Origin of the sequence: Nocardia sp. NPDC056952 (assembly GCF_042674185.1) — a bacterium.
GTDB lineage: Bacteria > Actinomycetota > Actinomycetes > Mycobacteriales > Mycobacteriaceae > Nocardia.
In genome coordinates, this window is the sequence record NZ_JBHURA010000010.1 from 96,124 (window position 1) to 110,129 (window position 14,006).

At 69.6% G+C, this 14,006-nt stretch carries 13 protein-coding genes; all 13 read right to left on the reverse strand.

Going from position 1 to position 14,006, the window contains the following annotated elements:
• Nucleotides 1-121 precede the first annotated feature (121 nt).
• A complete protein-coding gene (locus ACFTS5_RS27800; RefSeq protein ID WP_378636554.1) occupies nt 122-1,393 on the reverse strand; it encodes an FAD-binding oxidoreductase in 1,272 nt (423 codons plus the stop codon).
• Nucleotides 1,394-1,444: 51 nt separating this feature from the next.
• A complete protein-coding gene (locus tag ACFTS5_RS27805; RefSeq protein WP_378636556.1) occupies nt 1,445-2,998 on the reverse strand; it encodes an alkaline phosphatase D family protein in 1,554 nt (517 codons plus the stop codon).
• A 97-nt stretch (nt 2,999-3,095) separates the two neighbouring features.
• Nucleotides 3,096-4,475: an ABC1 kinase family protein gene (locus ACFTS5_RS27810; RefSeq protein WP_378636558.1), complete on the reverse strand. Its 1,380-nt coding sequence runs from the start codon at nt 4,473-4,475 to the stop codon at nt 3,096-3,098.
• Between the two features lie 174 nt (nt 4,476-4,649).
• Nucleotides 4,650-5,378: a lysophospholipid acyltransferase family protein gene (locus ACFTS5_RS27815; protein ID WP_378636561.1), complete on the reverse strand. Its 729-nt coding sequence runs from the start codon at nt 5,376-5,378 to the stop codon at nt 4,650-4,652.
• 117 nt (nt 5,379-5,495) lie between these two features.
• Nucleotides 5,496-6,491, reverse strand: coding sequence for an ROK family protein (locus tag ACFTS5_RS27820; RefSeq protein ID WP_378636564.1), 996 nt, complete (start codon nt 6,489-6,491; stop codon nt 5,496-5,498).
• Complete coding sequence (locus ACFTS5_RS27825; RefSeq protein WP_378636567.1) at nt 6,488-7,183, reverse strand: hypothetical protein; 696 nt, start codon at nt 7,181-7,183, stop codon at nt 6,488-6,490. Before ACFTS5_RS27825 ends, ACFTS5_RS27820 begins: the two co-directional genes overlap by 4 nt.
• A complete protein-coding gene (locus tag ACFTS5_RS27830) occupies nt 7,173-8,453 on the reverse strand; it encodes an ArsA family ATPase (RefSeq protein WP_378636819.1) in 1,281 nt (426 codons plus the stop codon). The genes ACFTS5_RS27825 and ACFTS5_RS27830 overlap by 11 nt, the downstream gene beginning before the upstream one ends.
• Nucleotides 8,450-8,887 carry an SRPBCC family protein gene (locus ACFTS5_RS27835; protein WP_378636569.1) on the reverse strand — a complete coding sequence of 146 codons (438 nt, stop codon included), beginning with the start codon at nt 8,885-8,887 and terminating at the stop codon, nt 8,450-8,452. Before ACFTS5_RS27835 ends, ACFTS5_RS27830 begins: the two co-directional genes overlap by 4 nt.
• A 39-nt stretch (nt 8,888-8,926) precedes the next feature.
• Nucleotides 8,927-9,322, reverse strand: a complete 396-nt coding sequence (locus tag ACFTS5_RS27840; RefSeq protein ID WP_378636572.1) for a polyketide cyclase / dehydrase and lipid transport — start codon at nt 9,320-9,322, stop codon at nt 8,927-8,929.
• Between the two features lie 43 nt (nt 9,323-9,365).
• Complete coding sequence (locus tag ACFTS5_RS27845) at nt 9,366-10,493, reverse strand: glycosyltransferase family 4 protein (protein WP_378636574.1); 1,128 nt, start codon at nt 10,491-10,493, stop codon at nt 9,366-9,368.
• 69 nt (nt 10,494-10,562) lie between these two features.
• The gene (locus tag ACFTS5_RS27850; protein ID WP_378636577.1) at nt 10,563-11,570 is read right to left on the reverse strand and encodes a peptidase MA family metallohydrolase; all 1,008 of its coding nucleotides are present in this window, start codon (nt 11,568-11,570) and stop codon (nt 10,563-10,565) included.
• 9 nt (nt 11,571-11,579) lie between these two features.
• Nucleotides 11,580-12,644 (reverse strand): NlpC/P60 family protein, encoded by a 1,065-nt coding sequence (locus tag ACFTS5_RS27855; protein WP_378636579.1) that lies wholly within the window; start codon nt 12,642-12,644, stop codon nt 11,580-11,582.
• 224 nt (nt 12,645-12,868) lie between these two features.
• Nucleotides 12,869-13,438 carry a C40 family peptidase gene (locus tag ACFTS5_RS27860; protein ID WP_378636581.1) on the reverse strand — a complete coding sequence of 190 codons (570 nt, stop codon included), beginning with the start codon at nt 13,436-13,438 and terminating at the stop codon, nt 12,869-12,871.
• Nucleotides 13,439-14,006 lie beyond the last annotated feature (568 nt).

The window sequence follows — 14,006 nt, forward strand, 5'->3', positions numbered from 1 at the left end:
ATGGATATGACTGATAGTCAGATGGTCGCCGTCGAAACCGACGTGACCAGCGGGTCAGGCGTGTAACACAGTGCGCGAATACGCGCAGCCGGGCGAAACGCCGAACCCGTCGAGTCCTTCCTCAGACGCTGTAGCGCAGGCCCTGCTCCGAGCGGCAGATGTCGTCGATGCCCGAGACGATCTCGCGCAGCTGCTCCGAGGGCAGGGCCGAGGGACGCAGGCGGCAGGTGAAGGTGATCAGGCCGTAGTCGGCGGGCGTGAGGCCGCGGGCGGCGGCTTCGGCGCGCAGGTACTCCGAGCGCACGCCGTAGGTCATCGCGGAGATGACGGTGAAGCAGCCCGAGCGCTCGCGGTGCGCCGAGAACAGATCGTGCAGGCCGTAGAAGACCGAACCGTAGTTGGCCAGCGGGGCGAACACACCGACGCGGTAGGCGGGGCCGCGCTCGGAGGAGTTGATGACGGTGTCGGCCAGGTACTCGGCGTCGCGCATGGTGAGGACCTTCGGCGCGAACATCAGCGCGCCCGCCGCCGCGTTGCGGACCGGCATGCCCGCGCGGCCGCCCGCGGCGGAAGCGATGGCGCCCAACGACTTGCGGGTCCGCGTGCCGACCTCACGCCGGGCCCGCAGGCCGCGCGTGGGGGCGGTGGGGTACAGGCTCGACCACTGACCGAAACGGACGGCGCCGAGGGTCACCTGGCCGGTGCCGACCGGGCGTGCCACCTTCAGCGGGGCGGTGTCGACCCAGCGACCGACCTGCAGCGCCGCGCTGCCGGGGTTGGTGATCTCGTTGGTCGCGTGCTCGACGAAGGAGTCGAAGTCGAGGAACCGGTCGGCGTCGGTGGTGAGCATGGTGTGGTCCTTGTCGACCTCGACCACGTCCAGGGTGAGGGCGGTGATGATGCCCGCGCGACCGCCCGCGCCGAGGATGCGGTGGAACCGCTCGGTGTGGTGTCCGCGCCCGCAGGTGCCGATCCGGCCGTCGGGGTCGACGTACTCGAGGTCGACGATCTGGTCGATGAACATGCCGTAGCGATGCGAGGCGGTGCTCACCCCGCCGACGGAGGCGAAGCCGCCCGCGGTGATGTCGCGATGATCGCCGACCACCGGCAGGCCGAGGCCGTGCGCGCCGAGGCGGCGGTCGATCTCGGACAGCTTCGCGCCCGCCTGCACGCGCACGGTGCGCCGACCCAGGTTGATGTCGAGCACCGAGTTCATCTTGCGCAGCGACAGCGCCCCGCGCTGATCGTTCAGGCCATAGGACTCTTCGGTCTGTTCACCGCCGCGCACCGTCAACCGTTCCGAGCGACCGCGCGAATCACGCACAGTGCGAACGACATCCGCCGTATCGGTGGGGAGATATTCTTCGGAGATGACGGTATGCGGCGTGCCCATGACCGCATAGCTAACCATAGGTGCGCGGTTCTTGCGCAGGGTACTTCGCACCTATTTCCGCGTGGGCGCGAGTTGCTTGGTGAACAGGACTTTTCCGGTCGCGTCGCACAAGTTGACGGTCATTTCTCCGGTGCGGCCGTCGATTTTCACCTCGCCGAAGTGCTGGTACTCCGGATCCATCGGGGAGGTGTTGGCGGTGGGCGGCGCGTGGACGTAGACCGCCTCGGGTCCGAAGGTGGGATCGAGGGGGTTGGGGCCGAACGCGCCCGCGTTGAGCGGGCCCGAGACGAACTCCCAGAACTCGTCGAAATCGGTGAAGGCGGCGCGGGTGGGGGAGTAGTGGTGCGCGGCGGTGTAGTGGACATCCGCGGTGAGCCAGACGACATCGCTGACCTTGTTCGCCTTGATCGCCGAGAGCACCTGCGCGATCTCGGTCTCGCGGCCCGACGGTGCGCCGGGGGCGGCGTTGGCGGGGCCTTCGAAGGCGGTCTTGCCGTCGGGGACGACCACACCCAGCGGCAGGTCGGCGGCGACGATCTTCCAGGTGGCCTTGGAGTTCTTCAACCCGTCGGTGAGCCAAGCGATCTGGGCGGCGCCCAGGATCTGGCCCCGGGGCGCGGTATTGGCGGTGTTGGCGTCTTTGTAGGCGCGCATGTCCAGGACGAACACGTCCAGCAGCGGGCCGTAGGAGATCTTGCGGTAGAGGCGGCCGTCGACGGCTTCCTTGGGCTCCAAGGGCATCCACTCGTGGAAGGCCTGCCAGGAACGCGTAGCGAGGGTGTCCATGCTGCGCTCGGTGTAGCCCTTGTCGGCGGCGACCGTGCCGCCGGGGGACCAGTTGTTGGTGGTCTCGTGGTCGTCCCACTGGACGATCTGGGCGACGGCGGCGTTGAACCGGCGGTAGTTGTCGTCGGTGAGGTTGTAGGCGTAGTTGCCGCGGAACTGGTCGAGGGTTTCCGCGGGGGCGTTCTTCGCTTCGGCGGTGATGTTGCGCCAGATCCGCCCGTCGGGCAGCGTCACCGATTCCTTCAGCGTGTTGTCGGCGTAGATGCAGTCGCCGGAATGCAGGAACAGGTGCGGGTCGCGAGCGGCCATGGCGGAGAACACCTTCATGCCGCCGAGGTCCGGGTTGATCCCGAAACCCTGGCCGGCGACGTCACCGGACCACAGCAGCGAGATGTCGGCGGGCGCGGTCGGCGCCGTGCGGAACACGCCGGTGAGGGCCTCCGAGCTCGCGCCCCCTTCCCCATCGAGGCGCACCCGGTAGTGCACGAGCTGCCCGGCGGGCAGACCGTTGACCCGCACCCGCCCGGTGCCGTCGGTAGCCGGGGTGAGCAGCGGCCCGGTGAATCGCTTGACGTCGGTGAACTTCTCGCTCGCCGACGTCTCCACCACCAGTGTCGCGGGCGTATCCGAGCGAGCCCAGATCAAGGCGCCGTCGCTGCGCGGATCCCCGACCGCCACCCCGTGCGTGAGCGAAGGCCTGGCTCGCACCAGTGCGGGCCCATCGTCACCGCAGGCCACCAGGGCGGGGGCGGTCACCACACCGAGGGCGGTTGCGCGCAGCAGCGTGCGCCGAGACATCGCGAAATCCGAAACAGCCATGAACGTCACGGTGCGCCACCGGTCGGAACACGTGGTCGTTAGCAAGGCAACGGAACATGAACGGTGCCGTACGACAGACCGAACTCGGGTGAGGCGTCTACAGACCCGCAGCGGCGGCGGTTTCGGGGTACCAGCGGGTGCATTCGGCGCGGAGGGGCACGGCGGTGTGGAGCTGGCACAGGACTGCCAGGCCGCCGAGGAAGGAGCGCAGGATCGGGGTGTGGGCCGGCGGCATGGTGAGTTGGCGCAGGATGTTCGTCAGGCGCAGGTCGGTGGCGAGGCGGACCTGTTCGCGGAGCCAGTCGGCCGAGAGGGGGTAGGTGGGGGCGAGCAGGGCTTCGCGGACCGGTTGGAGTCGGGCGGCGACGGTGGCGATGTCGAGGTCGCGGTCGGGGGCGACGAAGCCGTGGCGGCGCATGGCGGCCTCGAGGTCGGCGGGGGAGTCGGCGATGACGGCGGCGCCCACGTCGCTCGCGACGTCGAGGAAGGTACCGGGCCAGGGAGTGCAGGCGCCGAAGTCGACCACGCCGAGCCGGCCGTCGGGCATGCGAAGGAAATTGCCGGGGTGCGGGTCGCCGTAGACGAGGGCGGCGCGGGCGGGTGCGGAGAACAGGAAGCGCATGATCAGCACGCCGAGCCGGTCGAGTTCGTTCGCATTGCCGCGAATGATCAGCCGGGACAGGGGAACACCGTCGAGCCATTCGGTGACCAGCACGTCGCCGCGCTGGGCGATCACCCGGCTCACCACGACATCGGGGTCGTCGGCGAAGGCGGTGGCGAAGGCGCGCTGGTTGACGGCTTCGCGGGCGTAGTCGAGTTCGTCGCGGATCTCGTTGCACAGCGCCTCCACCACCGGGCGGGTGTCGGCGCCGGGCAGCAGTGCGGTGAACAACGGTGTGGCGCGACGCAGAGCTTGCAGGTCGGCCAGCACCGCGCGGCGGGAACCGGGGTACATGACCTTGACCGCGACCTGCGTGCCGTCGTGCCAGCGCGCCCGATGGACCTGGCCGACCGAGGCGGCGGCGGAGGCGCGGTCGTCGAATTCGAGGAACAGTGAGCGCCAGTGCGGGCCGAGATGGGTGGCGAGCTCGGCGTGAACCGCGCCGGGAAGCATGGCGGGCGCCGAATCGTGCAGTCGGGCAAGGGCTTGGCGGTACGGTTCGGCCAGGTCGGGTGCCAGTCCGAGTTCGAGCAGGCCGAGGAGCTGGCCCAGTTTCGCGACACAGCCCTTGAGCTCACCGAGGACCTGGAAGAGGTGTTCGGCGGTGCGAACGCGGATGTCGCGGTCGACGGCGGCGGGGTCGCGCCCCGCGGCGCGTTTGCCGAAGCCCGCGATGCGGCGGCCCGCGTAGGCCACCGGTACCGCGGCCAAGCGCGCACTGCGCACTACCCGGCCGGTGGGTGGATTGCCGTCACGAGGGGTCGTACGCCGGGCGAACGGCATGACGCGACCCTCGTCGGATTCGCCTCCGGCCATCGTCTACCTCGCTGTCCCCGACGCCCGCCACCTGTGGTGGCCGCCCGCCCGTGCCTGGCAAAGGTTACCAATCGGGCGCGAAGGTGTCCGGGCAACGGCGGACGCGTGCGAGAAGGATTGATCCGAGCGACGTAGACGTGCGCCGGTTCATCGTGTGGCGCACCAGGTTTCGGCTCAGCCGGCCTTGGTCTCGGGAATGCGGGTGGCGTCGATCTGGTTGTCGGTGGGTGCGACGCCCTTCTTGAGGCTGTGCGCGTACACGTCGACATATTCCTGGCCGGTGAGCCGCATCAGCTCGTACATCACCTCGTCGGTGACAGCGCGTTCGACGAAGCGGTTGCCGCTCATGCCCTCGTAGCGCGAGAAATCAAGAGGCGCACCGAACTTCAGCGTGACCTTCTGGCGACGCCACTTGAACGGTCCGGGCGGGCTCACCTTGTCGGTGCCGATCACCGCGACCGGGATCACCGGGACGCCGGTCTCCAGCGCGAGGCGCGCCATGCCGGTCTTGCCCTTGTAGAGGCGGCCGTCAGGGGAGCGGGTGCCCTCCGGGTACAGGCCGACGAGGCGACCTTCGTCGAGGAGCTTGGTGGCGGCGGTGAGCGCGTCCTCGGCGGCCGAGGCGCCGCTGCGGTCGATCGGGTACTGGCCGGTGCCGCTGAAGAAGAACTTCTGCAGCCGGCCCTTGAAACCGGGGGTGGTGAAGTACTCGGCCTTGGCCAGGTAGTTGATCCGGCGCGGGCTCAGCAGCGGAGCGAACAGCCAGTCCGAGAAGGAGAGGTGATTGCCCGCCATGATGGCCGGGCCCTCGGTCGGAATGTTCTCGACCCCTTCGACCTCGGGCCGGTTGTACACGTGCATGAACGGCCCCACGAGAACGAACTTGAGCAGCCAGTAGAACATGGCGTCCTTTCCCCGGGACCGTGATGGTCGTGTAGAGCCTCGTCGGACAACGACTTTACCGCTGGTCGCAGGTCACAACCAACCCGAGCTGGTAGCTGGAGCACATGGCTGTGACCCTTATCTCGCCGCGCGACCGGCCACCGGCGCATCGACCGCCGCCCTGGCCAATTCCGCGGCGCCGATCATGCCCGCGGCCTCTCCGAGCTGGGTGGTGCGCAGGCGTGCCAGCGGCCGGTGCCCGGCTCCGGTGACCGCGCTCGCGTAGTGTTCGCGAGCCTCGTCGAGGAACAGCGGCGCCGAACTGCTCACCCCGCCCGCGATCACCACGAGGTCGGGATCGAACAGATCGCTGACGAAGGCGAGGCCGAGTCCGAGCCACCGCGCGAAGTCGGCCATCACCCGGACCGCGAGTGGATCGCCGTCCTGTGCGGCGCCCGCGACCCGGCGGCCGGTGAGCGAGCCGGGGTCGCGCAGAACGTCGCGCGCGAGCACCGAACGCACAGGGTCGGTGGCGAGCATTTCGATGGCGGTGTCGGCCAGCGCCGTTCCGCTGCAGTAGCGCTCCCAGCAGCCGTGTTTGCCGCAGGGACAGGCACGGCCCTCGGGCACGACCTGGAGGTGGCCGAGTTCGGGGGCGATGCCGTGGCTGCCGCGATAGAGCTGACCGTCGATGAGCAGCGCGGCGCCGATGCCGGTGCCGATCGCGACGAGCACCACCGTCTGCCCGCCCGCCGCCGCGCCGAAGCGGTATTCGGCCCAGCCCGCGGCGTTCGCGTCGTGTTCGAGGATCACCGGCAGGCCCAGCCGCGCGGTGAGCCGTTGGGCGACCGGGGCGTTCTGCCACGGCAGGTGCGGGGCGAACAGGACCGTCGATTGATCGGTGGAGATGAAACCGGCGACGGCCAGCCCCACCGCCGCGATCGGATGCCGCCGGGCCAGCTCGCGCACCGAGCGGTCGATCGCGTCCTCGAGGGCGCGCGCCGAATGTGGGGTCGGCGCCTGCACGGTGTCGAGCACCTCGCCGTCGACGTCGACCACCGAGGCGCGAATGTTGGTGCCACCCACATCGATGCCGACGGTGAGCAGGTGTTGCGGGTCGATCCTGCTGGTCATCCCCGGATCGTCACCGGAATGTCGACATATTGCGAGCGTGGCGCGCGGGCGGCGGCCGACCGATCCTCGGCCCTGGGGCGCTGGTTCGGGGTGCCGGCCGTCGGCTGCGCGGTGGGGGCGAAGGTGTCAGCGCCCGGCGCGGTCGCGTCGGCGCGGTCCGGTTCGGGGGTGATGTGCGGTGTGCGCGTGGTCCGAGGCGCGTTGTACTCGTCGACCCGGCGTGGGCGCGGGGCACTGGACTGGTCCGGGCGAGGGGCTCGCCGGCGCGGGCTGGAACCCGGATCCTGCAGACCCGTGGTATCGCTGGGGCGTGGGGGCTGCTCCGTGGGCACGGGTGCGGCGGCGTGGTCGTCGGCCGAATGCGGGTGTCCCGCAGCGTGCTCGGCCCATTCCGGCGGGAGAACCGGTTCGACGGGGATGCCCGCGAGGGCTTCGCGCAGGACCGTCACCATGGAGGTGCCGTGGTCGGCGAGGGCCGCGACGACGTCGTGGTGGTCGCCGCGCAGCAGGGCCGCGGCCGCGCACACCGGGCACCAGGCGCAACCGCCCAGGTCGGCTCGGCCGTCGGCGGCGGTGCGGCGCAGCACGGGTTCGACCCGGGCGAGGAGAACTTCGGAGAGTACGCGCAGCTCCTCGGTGAACTCGGCGAAGCCGTCGTGGCCGTGGCGCTCGGACTGGGAGTCAGTGCTCATCTGCGGTGGCCTTCGTGTAGTTCGGATCGGCGGGCCACACCCGCGGATCGGGCCGGAAGCGGACCACGAGGTGACCGGTGTCGAGTTCGGCGCCCGCCACCGTGCAGCGGCGCAGCACCGGCGCGAGCCGTACGCGTGTGCGTACCCCGTCGGCTCCCACGATCAGATCGTCCTCCACTCGGCCCAGCCGCAAGGTGCCGGGATCGACTACCGGCAGCCGCATCCGCATCGCATACACGGAGTCGACACCGGAGCCGGACTCCCATCGAACCATCGGTTCGCCCGAATCCGCTCCCTGCGCGTGTGAGGCGGACAGCGTGTCGACCGAATGCGAGAAGGCCGCCAGCGAATTCACCCCCACCGGTTCGGCGCCGGCGTGCTGGGCGATCAGGATCGGGACATCGGTGAGTTGCTCGTGCAGCCGGGCCACCACCTCGAGTTGCTCGGCGCGGCGGTTCAGGTACCAGTGCACGGCCGGGTGGGCGTTGTCGCCGGGCGGTGGCACCGGCGCCAGCACCTTGTTCACCACCACCGCGTCCATCCGCAGGCCCAGCAACGCGGCCGCCGAACGCACCCGCCGCGCCTCGGCGACGGCGACCTGTTCGGGGCCGGTGATCAGGCGGGCGCTGGTACGGGTGCGGTCGGCGAGGAGATCGCGGACCTGGGTCACCGCGACCACGACCCGTTCGACCGCGGCCGCGAGCACCGCCTTGCGCAGATCCAGTCCGATCGCGCTCATCGTGCGCGCATGCTTGGGCCAGAGGCGTTCGAGATAGTTGAGCATGGTGTCGGGGGCGGTGACGATGCGCAGCATGTCGGCCGAGGGCGGGCAATCGACGACGATGACGTCCCAGTCGTTCTCCTCGGCGTACTGGGCGATCTCGACCAGCATCAACAGTTCCTGCACACCGGGCAGCCCGGTCAGCTCGGCCGGGTCCAGCGCGGCGAGGTCGAAGCCGTGATCGTGGCCGCCGCCCTTGGCCAGCATCGCCACCACATCGCGGAACCGGTCCTCGAGCAGGGCGAGCGAGTCGATCTCGATCACCTCGATGCCGGGCGCCACCCTGGCCACCCCGGCGACGGTGCCCGGATCGTGCGGGAAACGGAAACCGAGCGCGTCGCCGAGTGAATGGGCCTGATCCAGCGAGGCGATCAGCACACGCTGACCCGAGCGGGCATAGGTCATGCTCGTCGCGCAGGCCAGCGTCGTCTTCCCGACACCACCCTTGCCGACGAACAGTTCGACGCGGGTACCGCCCGGGGCGCTCAGCCTTCGACCCGCTTCTTGAGCTCGTTGAGCGCGGTGTCGGTGATGACCTTCTCGGCTTTGCGTTTGAACATGCCGATCATCGGGATGTTCAGATCGACGGTGAGTTCGTAGACCACCTCGGTGCCACCCCCCGGCCGGTCCCGGAGTTCGTAGCTGCCGTCCTGGGCCTTCTGCAGGTCACCTTCGAGCAGCCGCCAGCTCACCGCTCTACCGTCGGCGCGCCAGGTGTAGGACAGCACGTAGGTGTCCTTGACGACGCCGGCGTCGAGCACGAACCGTGCTGTGGCCGCGCGCCCTTCGGCGTCGCGATCGATGACTTCGACCGACTTCGCGGCGGCCACCCACTCCGGATAGGACTCCAGATCCGCGATAACGGCCATCACCTGCTGCGACGGTGCGTCGATGAGAATCGATCTCTGAGTCCGGTCGGCCATGGCAGCCAAGCCCTCATTTCTGTCTGGGAACGATGCCTGTCAGGGGGCGGCGGCGATCGCGGGCGCGACGCCCGCGGGGCGACCGGCTTCGAGTCGCGCCTTGAGCTCGAAGGCCATGTTGCGACCCGCGACCCGGCGAGCCCGATTGGCCGCGGCCAGCGCGCGCGGCGACTCCGAGGCGGCCGTGGTGGGCTCGGCGTGCAGGAAGTAGTGCAGGATGGCGCCCTCGGGGACGGCCTCGAGCCATACCTCCATGGTGCCGGTCAGCGCGCCTGCCACCGTCCAGCGGATGCCTTTGTCGCCGCGATCCTCGCGCACATCGAGGCGCAGGTCGGGCCACCAGCGGCGCCAGTTGTTCGCGGCGCTGAGCACCTCGGCGATCGCGGTGCCGGGTGCGGCGAGGAAGGTCTGATCTGCGACCTGGATACTGCTCACCCGGCTGAGCGTAGTGGACGCCACACCGGGCCCCGCCAAGGTGTCACCGCAGCAGTTCCCGCAAGCGGGCGCCCTGACGGTCCCAATGCCAGTTCTGCTCCACCCAGGCCCGGCCCGCGGCGCCCATCTCGGCCGCCTTGTCCCGGTCGGTGAGCAGCTCGACGATGGCATCGCTGATCTGCGGGACCGACCGGCCGTGCACCACGGTGCCGGTCTCGCCCTCGCGCACCGTCTCGGGGGCGCCGCCGGAATCTCCCGCCACGACCGGGACCCCGGTCGCCGACGCCTCGAGGAAGACGATCCCGAGGCCCTCGACGTCCAGGCCTGCCCCGCGCGTGCGGCACGGCATCGCGAACACATCGGCGATCGTGTGATGGGCGGCCAGCTCGCCGGAGGGTACCCGCCCGGTGAACACCACACTGTCCTGCACGCCGAGCGCCTCGGCCAGCGCGCGCAGGCGCGTCTCGTACGGTCCACCACCGGCGATCACCAGCACCGCGCCGTCGACGCGCTCGCGGATCTCGCTCATCGCCACGATCAGCATGTCCTGACCCTTGCGCGGGACCAGCCGCGACAGGCACAGCACCGTCGGGCGCTCGCCGAGGCCGTAGCGGGCGCGCAGCTCTTCCCGGGCGGCCGGGTCGGGCCGGAACTCGGTGGGGTCGACGCCCGGCGGCAGATGCTCGAGTGCCGCGCGCGGACCGAAGGCCGAGGCGAAACGGCCGCGGGTGTACTTACTGACGTAGGTCACCACATCGGTGTGCTCGCCGATCGACCGCAGCACCTGGCGCGAACCGGGCAGCATCGACCAGCCGACCTCGTGACCGTGGGTACTGGCCAGGATGCGCTCCGCGCCCGCGCGCCGCAGCATCGGCGCCATCGCCGCCAGGGGAGCGGCCGCGCCGAACCACACGGTGTCGCAGTCGTGCTCGCGCAGCAGCACACTCGCGCGCTTGATGACCGCGGGCGTCGGCAGCATCAGTGTCGTCGGATGACGCACCACCTGGAACTTCTGCGCGGCGTCGAACTTCTCGTGGCTGTCACCGCGCCAGCGCGGGGCGTACACCACCAGGTCCTCGGGCGGCAGCTGATTCGACAGCGCCTGCAGATACGACTGGATTCCGCCCGGCCGAGGCGGGAAATCGTTGGTAACCAGCAGAGTTCGGGCCATAAGAGAACAACCTAATCGGTCGGCTGACAGGTGGGCGGACGTGGTCAGGCGTACCCGCGCCTGCGACCGTCATGCGGCGCGGCCGCGTAACCAGGCCCGCCACCCGTCCAGCAACTCGGCACGCGAGACACCGAGCACGGCGGTGAACGCCGCATCCTGGGCCGCGGGGGACTGGGGGCCGGTGGCCAGGCGCTTGTACAAGGTGGTGAGGGCGGTGGTGCCGTAGCGGTCGGCGAGGAAGGCACAGGTGCTCCACGCGCTTTCGTAGGCGTAGGCCGCGTCGACACCGGTGAAATCGGTATCGGCGACGAGTTCGGTCGGCAGGGCGCCGCCGCGCAACCGGGTGGTCAGCGTGGGCGCGATCTGGGAGAAGGTGGTCTGCTGATCGCGCTGAGCGACGTACTCCGCGAAGCCCTCCAGCATCCACAACGGTGCGCCGTCGGTGGTGTCGGCCCGGGTGGCGAGGTGGGTGAGTTCGTGGCGCAGCAGCGTGGCCATACCCTCGTTCCCGACTCGCCTGCGGGCGTCGGGGTTGAACACGATGCGCTGGTCGGTGGGCTGGGTGCCCGGGGTGTAGGACCCGGTGAGCGACACGGCGGCCACGTCGGTGCCGGTGGCGCCCGCGGACCTGGTCAGCGCGGTGAATTCGGCCGGAGTGCTCGCCACGACCACCACGGGCGCGCGATTCCACTCGGTGCCCCACACCGCGCTCACATCCGAAATGGCTCGGCCCAGTTGTTGTTCGAGGACATCGAGGTCGGCGCGATGGCTGGGGTGGGCCACCAGCAGCGCCTCGGCCGCGGCACCGTCGGCGACTTCACGCACCAGGATCGGGCCGTACGGTTGCAGCTCGCGGCGCACCGGACTCAAGCGCGGATTGTCGATGCCCTCGGAGGTGTCGAGGACTTCGGCCTCGTCGGTGGCCAGCTGCAACGGACCCGCGTTGCGCGGCACCAGGATCAGTGCCACGCACGCCCCGGTCAGCAGCGTGACCGAGGCGAGCGTGATGCAGAATTCCAGGCGGCCGTTCGACGAGAACCACGAACGCAGGCCCGAGCGGGGGGACGGATCGGTCACCGGTCTTGCTCAGTATCGCCGGGCCGAGTGGTACGGGGTGGTGTTGATCGGCGCGACAGCGACCGGCACGCCGAACGTGGAGGCGTGCACCATCATTCCGTTGCCCGCGTAGATGCCGACGTGGGTGATGTCGGGATAGAACAGGATCACGTCGCCGGGCAGCAGTTCGTCCTTGGACACCGGCGTGCCGTAGCCCGCCTGCTGGGAACTGGTGCGCGGCACGTTCTTGCCGACCTGTTTGAACGCCCACTGCACGAGACCGGAGCAGTCGAACTGATCGGGCCCGGTGGCGCCCCAGACATACGGATCGCCGACGCGGGTGAGGGCGGCGGCCAGCGCGCTGGTGCCGCTGCCGGGGACCAGGCCCGCCAGCAGCGAATCACGGTCGAAGCCAGGGGGGAACGGTGAACCGGCCAGCGTCGACTTGTCGCGAGCCGAGAGCTGACTCCACGCCTCGACCACCGAGGTGGTCGAGGCGGCGAGATCCTGGCGTTTGCGTTCGACGTCCGCGCGCACCGCGTCGGCGGCGGTGGTCGCGGCGTGCGCCGCCTCGGCGGCGGTGCGGGCGACGGCGTCGGCCGCTGTGGCGGCGTCGGCGGCCTGCTTGAACTGGCGGACCGTATCGGTGGTCTGCTGGGCGAGCACATCCAGCGTCGACATCTTGTCCAGCAACTGCTGCGGGGAACCGCTCGACAGCACGGCGAACATGCTGTTGGTGCGCACGCCGGTATAGGCGGCCACGGCGGTGCGGTCGATCATCGGCTGGAACTTGCGCACTTCGGCGCGGGCGGCCTCGACGACCGCGGAGGTGGCGGCGACCCTGTCGTCGGCTTCGCGTTGCAGCGCGAGCTTGGCGTCGAGATCGCCTTGCGCGGTGAGAGCGAGCTGATTGAGCTGTTCGGACTGACGAGAGAGGTCGACCATGCGGGAGATCGCGTCGGTCGCGGTGGTCGGCAGGGCCACGGGGTCGGCACCGGAGGGACCGGCGGTGTAGATCGCGCACACCAGGATCGCGGCGGAAAGGGCTCCGGCGAAACCACGCGTGGCGTGCGAATTCCGGTGGTGTGCAGTCACAGTGGCCCGTGCCCCGTTCTCTCGTTGTCCGCCGATACAGCGCACTACCTGAGCGCGATCTCCTCGTCAGCCGAGAAGGTCTCGATCAGGTTACGGAACTGCATGCAGTCGTGTCCAGTAAAGGTACGTGCGCCGTCCAACCCAGTGGACGGCGCACGTACCCGGACGATCAGTGCCGTGACGGTGCGCACTTCCCCGCGAATCGCGCATCACGCGGCATTCGATCAGAAGCGTCGAGCGCCCGCGAACGGCATCGACGACAGCGACGCGATCTGAACGGGGGTGCCCGCGGTGGAGGCGTGCACGACGTTGCCGTCACCGGCGTACAGGCCGGAGTGGCCGCCGCCGTAGAACGACACCATGTCGCCGGGCTGCAGGGCGTCGATGGAGACCGGGGTGCCGGCGCCCAGCTGGGCGTCGCTGGTGCGCGGAATGTCCATGCCCGCCTGGGCGTAGGCCCACTGGACCAGGCCCGAGCAGTCGAAGGCGTTCGGGCCGGCGGCGCCGTAGACGTAGGGCGAGCCGATCTTGCTCAGCGCGGCATCGAGGGCGATGTCGGCGGCGGTGGCGCGCGGTGCGGTGAAAACCTGCGGCGCGGCCGGGATCTCGATCCCGGGGACGCCCTGGGGCAGCGGAATCTCGTTCGGAACCTCGAAAGTGCCGATGCCGGGCACGGTCACCGGGGTGGCCGATGCCGGGGCGGCCGGCAGGAGGAACGCGCCGATGGTGGCAGCGCCGACGGCTCCGACGGCAACGGCACGCTGCGCCTGACGCTTGACGGTGTTGTTCGCCATGATGCGGAACTTCCAATCTGCCCCACGACGCCGTGTCCGTTTGACGCGGCGGGCTTCGTCTCGCTGACCGTTTCCGATCGGCGGGACTCCGTGAGGTCTCAAAAAGGTTACGAAGACATCACGGGGGTTTGTAAAGTCGGACATCGGTCCAAAGGGGGTTTCGGCTGATATCACCGAAGAATGTGTGCGAGCTGAGTCACACCCGATCACGAAACGATAACGCCAGGTCGCGGCGTTCGAGATTTTCGGGTGCTACCGGCGCGTCGCCAATAGGCTTCGCGCGGCGATTGTGGTGCCCAGAATCGGTAAATCCGCAGGTCGTGCGGGCTCGGAGCGCGGTTTGCCTGCGTGTCGGACGGTCCGCCTCACGGGCGGCGCGCCGTAAGCTGCGGCGCGCACAGAGCGGTAAGGCCGATTACCCATTGAAATCTGATGAACTCATGTGAATTCGATAAGAATGTGAGCCCGGTCACAATTCAGTTTGATCTTGGGCATTTTGTTCGCATCAGAACGAAAGTCTCGCGCCGAATTGTCGGCTCCGAAGATCACGGCCCCGGGTCGTACCGGG